This window comes from Rhodoferax sp. OV413 (assembly GCF_945881795.1).
In the GTDB taxonomy this organism is placed as follows: Bacteria; Pseudomonadota; Gammaproteobacteria; order Burkholderiales; family Burkholderiaceae_C; genus Allorhodoferax.
Genome location: NZ_CAMCVG010000128.1, coordinates 1 through 4,571 on the forward strand (window position 1 = coordinate 1; position 4,571 = coordinate 4,571).

Annotated in this window: 4 protein-coding genes and 2 pseudogenes; 1 reads left to right on the forward strand and 5 read right to left on the reverse strand. The window is 56.8% G+C overall.

Annotation, left to right across the window (positions count from 1 at the left end):
- Positions 1-192, forward strand: a pseudogene (locus Q0O05_RS11395) (hypothetical protein); the annotation flags it as partial.
- Positions 193-262: 70 nt separating this feature from the next.
- Here Q0O05_RS11395 and Q0O05_RS11400 read toward each other — a convergent pair.
- The 5 genes and pseudogenes from Q0O05_RS11400 to Q0O05_RS11420 form a co-directional block, all read right to left on the reverse strand.
- Positions 263-1,177: an adenylate/guanylate cyclase domain-containing protein gene (locus Q0O05_RS11400; RefSeq protein ID WP_293663138.1), complete on the reverse strand. Its 915-nt coding sequence runs from the start codon at positions 1,175-1,177 to the stop codon at positions 263-265.
- Between the two features lie 6 nt (positions 1,178-1,183).
- Complete coding sequence (locus Q0O05_RS11405) at positions 1,184-2,116, reverse strand: LD-carboxypeptidase (protein ID WP_293663140.1); 933 nt, start codon at positions 2,114-2,116, stop codon at positions 1,184-1,186.
- Between the two features lie 7 nt (positions 2,117-2,123).
- Positions 2,124-3,326: a tRNA adenosine(34) deaminase TadA gene (gene tadA, locus Q0O05_RS11410; protein ID WP_293663141.1), complete on the reverse strand. Its 1,203-nt coding sequence runs from the start codon at positions 3,324-3,326 to the stop codon at positions 2,124-2,126.
- On the reverse strand, positions 3,323-4,261 hold the full coding sequence (locus Q0O05_RS11415; protein ID WP_293663142.1) for an amidohydrolase family protein: 939 nt from the start codon (positions 4,259-4,261) through the stop codon (positions 3,323-3,325). The genes tadA and Q0O05_RS11415 overlap by 4 nt, the downstream gene beginning before the upstream one ends.
- 188 nt (positions 4,262-4,449) lie before the next feature.
- Positions 4,450-4,571 (reverse strand): annotated as a pseudogene (locus tag Q0O05_RS11420) (IS30 family transposase); the annotation flags it as partial.

The window sequence follows — 4,571 nt, forward strand, 5'->3', positions numbered from 1 at the left end:
CCTTTAATGATGGCTGCGATGTATGGCAACGCATCGGGCGTCAAGTTGCTGCTGGAAGCCGGCGCTGACCCTACGCTGAAAAACGACAAGGACCTGAGCGCAACGGATTTCGCCCGTCAGGCCGGCAAGTTGGAGTCCGAGCAGATCATCGCTGCATTCCTGCGTGGAAGACGTGTTACGGGCGCTTGGTAGTCATGGGTCATGGCATCGATGTTGGGAGCATACGATGTGTATTATGTTAATTCAAATATGCGCCAACATCTCAGCGAACTTCGAACTCCACCCTCGGGGCGCTCGGGTCGGTAAGTGGCGCGCCCAGCGCTAACAGGCCAGCGCCGTGTAACAGACACTCTTCTCTGCGCAGCAAGACATCACCGTCCCCACCGTCGGAAAATCGCACCCAGGTTCCATAGGAACTCAAGTCCACCAGAACCACTGCACCATTGCGCCACTCCAGCTGCGCGTGCGTACGCGACACTCTCGGATCGGCCACCACAAAATCCGAAGTCTTAATCCGACCGACATGGGCTGGCAAGTCATACGACTGGAAGCACCGAACGGACTCCTGCCACTGGAGCACAACCTCTTTACCCAGCGCATCTCTCAAGGCAGCCGGGTTGACGCCCGATGGAGCCTGCATGGTCAGAAACTCTGAAGGTTCTTCCTCGCTCCATTCGAGCTGAAAGACGTCGCACGGCTCGCCGCGGCCGCGTATGAAAATGGGCCCGAGAGCCCTGCTACCTCGCCGGAGGGTCTCTGGCAACATATCAATGACTGCAGAAGTAATCCAGATCTGCCCCGGACCGCAGAGGTCGCACAAACGGGACGCCACGTTCACCGCGTCGCCGTAACAGTCACCCTCGCGCACCTCCACTTCGCCGCTTGCTACACCTACGCGAATCGGAAGCCTTAGCTCCCACGGATCGCGCTGCATCGCTACAGCGTGGCGGCGCTGAACATCCATCACGTAATCCACCGCGCGGGCGCCGTCGGCGAAAACCACCATCACGCCATCACCCAGCTTCTTGACAAGCCGCCCGCCAAATGCAGCACTCAAGCCGCCAATCCACGAGGTAACCCTGGTGATGGCCTCTGCCGCTGCCGCATTGCCCATGGCGCCATACGCAGCTGTGCTGCCATGCAGATCAGTAAAAACGACTGTGGATTGAACGCCCATAGAGGCTTAGTCGCCCCAAAAGAGCATGGCGTCTTTGCCGCTGACCGCGAGGTCGGCTTTCGCGCCAAAGGGTAACAGCACCTTGGTTTGAATGTGGCCATAGGGCAAGTTAGTCAAAATCGGCACGTTGACCTTGCTGCGCAGCCACTCCACCACGCTGGCCATCTTGAAGCCGCGGTCGTGACTGCTAAGTTGGTATCCGGTGAATTGCCCCAACAACACCGCCTGCTGCCGCTGCAGCACACCGGCCCACAGTAAATGGGTCAACATGCGTTCGATTCGGTAAGGGTGTTCGGAAATGTCTTCCAAAAACAGAATGCCGCCCTCAATCGCCGGAAAATAAGGCGTGCCCATAAGGCTGGTCAAAACGGATAGATTGCCGCCCCAGACAACCGCATCAGAAGCCAAGGCGCCCTCTGCCGAACCCAAAGCTCCGAACTTGTCTTCACCGTTCTTGTCCTGCCGCCAGCCAGTGCCCTCCCCCTGCCCCACCACCAGATCGTTGAAGCAGTCTTCCATGATGTCGTCCGGAACGCCCTCCACGCCAAAGCCCTCGCACAGCGCCGGTCCAGCCCACGAGGTATGGCCGGTGCTAGCGTAGAGCGCCGCCTGGAAGGCTGTGAAGTCGCTGATCCCCACAAACCGAGTGCCGCTGGCGATAGCGCGCGCGACTTCCGCATAGGGAATGCGGTCCAAAATCCGGGTCAGCCCGTAGCCGCCGCGGCTGATAAGGGCAACATCTGCGCCACTGGCGGCGGCCCTTGAAATTGCAGCCAAACGGGCTTCGTCAGTTCCTGCAAAACGGGTGCTGCTCGCCAAAGCATCCTGGTCCACAGAAACTTCATAGCCCAGATCTTTCAGGCGCCGCACGCCGCGCTTGAAGGCAGCCTTGTCACGCACCGCGCCGGACGGGGAATAGATATAGACAGATTTGTTCACCCGCTGATTATCGGCGCAGCAGTTCGGCTATCAGCCGCTCAATCAGCACTGCATCCATCTCAATCGTCTGCGTCCCTGCTACCTGCAGCGTAGCGGGCGGCCGCTGAGAAAACGAGGGATGCGCCAAGCCATCCAACACCGCCGCAAACCCCGCATCAGGGAACGGCGCAGCCAAAGCTTCTTGGGTTTGCGCGCTCAGACCCGCCAGAAATTCCATGCGCCTGCCATTCCAAACCGCTGCGTCCACAGCCCCTGATGGCCGGGCTTGGGTTTGCTTAGCATCCGGCTGTGGCGCAACCTGCATGTGCACCGAATGCACATCCCATCCGACCACATCAGCACACACAATCTGTGCAACAGCAGACGCAGCACCCAAGGCCAAGACATGGCTGGGCACGACGTTGAGGCTGTTGCAGACATCCAGAACACTCTGCGCCTGCGCGCTGGCGCTGTGCCAGCTCTTCTTTTTCGGCTTGTCGCTCAGGCCGCAGCCTGGCAAATCTGGCGCCACCACCCTGAAGCCCGCCGCCAACAGGGGCTCCATCAATGGCAAAAACTGATGCGACCAATACGGCAAATCGTGGATACACAGAATGGTTTTGTCCGCAAATGCGGTGGACCGGTCGATGCAGTGAACCCGAAAGCCCTCACGGTCGTAGGTAAACAAGCCATGCTGAAGCAACTCTGCGTAAGCCGCAAAAGCGATTTCAGGGGTTCGCAGCGCGTCCTGCCGCAGCGGTTGCGCCTGCGCGGCTTGATGCGCGCGGCTGGCCTGAAAAAAATCCTGCAAAAGTGCAGAGCACTCCTGCCTCATGACACCGCCCGTCACATGGGTATGGTGGTTGAGTTGCCGCATCCCGAACAAATCAATCACAGAGCCAGCGCAGCCGGTTTTGGGATCGTGCGCGCCGAACACCACGCGAGCCAAGCGGCTATGAAAAATGGCGCCGCTGCACATGGGGCAAGGCTCCAGAGTCACAAACAACTCCGCGCCGTCCAGCCGGTGGTTGCCTAAACGCTGCGCCGCCCCGCGCAACGCAATTACCTCGGCATGGGCGGTTGGGTCATTCCATTCCCGGGTGCGGTTTCTGCTCGAGGCAATGACCTCGCCGTCTTTCACCACCACCGCCCCCACCGGCACCTCGCCGGCAAGCTCCGCCTCGCGCGCTTGCGCCAGGGCGAGGGACATAAAGTGGGTGTCTGACGTCACTCTTTCAGCCGGAATAATTGAACGGCGTTCTTGAAGGCAATTTTTTCCTGCAAATCGACAGGGAGAGCCGGAAGAAAGTGGTTTCTCAATTCGTTGACCATCTCGTCGTATCTGTTTTCCAGTCCGCAGCACGGGTCGGTACCGAGCAGGAATCGATCAGGAAACCGCACGATGAGCGATTTCCACCGGGGCTCGATACCATCCCTGGTAAATACCCTGCCGCCTTTGCCATTCACGTCGTGTACCGGGCCCGTAGCGGAGAGCTCGCAGTAAATATTGGGGCGATTTGCAAAAAGTTCCGCCAGCTGTACCGGCGTGCTGCGCGGCATGCAATGAGAAAGAACAATGTTCACTCTCGGAAAATCCAATGCCAATCTCAAAATATCCTCTAAGGCCTGAGGACTGGACTCCACATGGATTTGAACAAACCCGTCGTATCTACTCGCAAGCTGGAACATTTTGCGCATCGCAGGATTGTCTGCCCTGATGGCACGTGCGATTTTGCTGCCAAGGTCGTTATGGTTATCGGTGTGCATCTCGCCAAAACCTTTTACTGTGCCTTTTTCGAAGCCAATCAGAGCTTTTTCCAGTAGTTTCAGTAATAGCGGGTTTTCAGGATCTATCAGTCCACTGGGGCCGTAATCTCTAAATATCAAAAAATATTCCAGCTGCCCAGCGGTGCCGATATAGTTTTCCCCGAGCTTTGCCGCCATTTCATCAAGGTAGTTTCCTACCCCGCCAGCCCACCGCACATTATTTCTTTTAATGGCCGGGAGCAATACCGCTGGCTGAGAGCCCCCTCGCCCGTATACGTGCATGTGCAGGTCGGCAATCGGTACTTTTTGGGCGAAAGCTAAATCTTCCCGCGTAGGCTGTGCCAATGAACTACCAGCGCAGAAGCTAGCCAGCAACAGAGAAGCAATCTGAAATTTCATACTTTAGGCAACTTGATTAAGTCCGACTAGCGCCTCGACTGGCTTCGCTCCCACTCAATAATTACACAAGGAAAAAACCCAATGAAATCAAAAGCCTGCGCGAGCTTAAAAACCATGTGTAACAATTGTGTGACTTTTGGCATTTTTAACATAAAAATTTAACTGCTTAATTTTTAACTAAGGCGGTTTCAAGCACGAAGTGCAACACGGGATAACGATTGATGAAACACCTCTGCGGGCGTCTTGAATCCCAATCGTTTGCGGGGTCGGTTATTCAACCTGTTTTCGATCATTCTAATTTCCTCGTCAG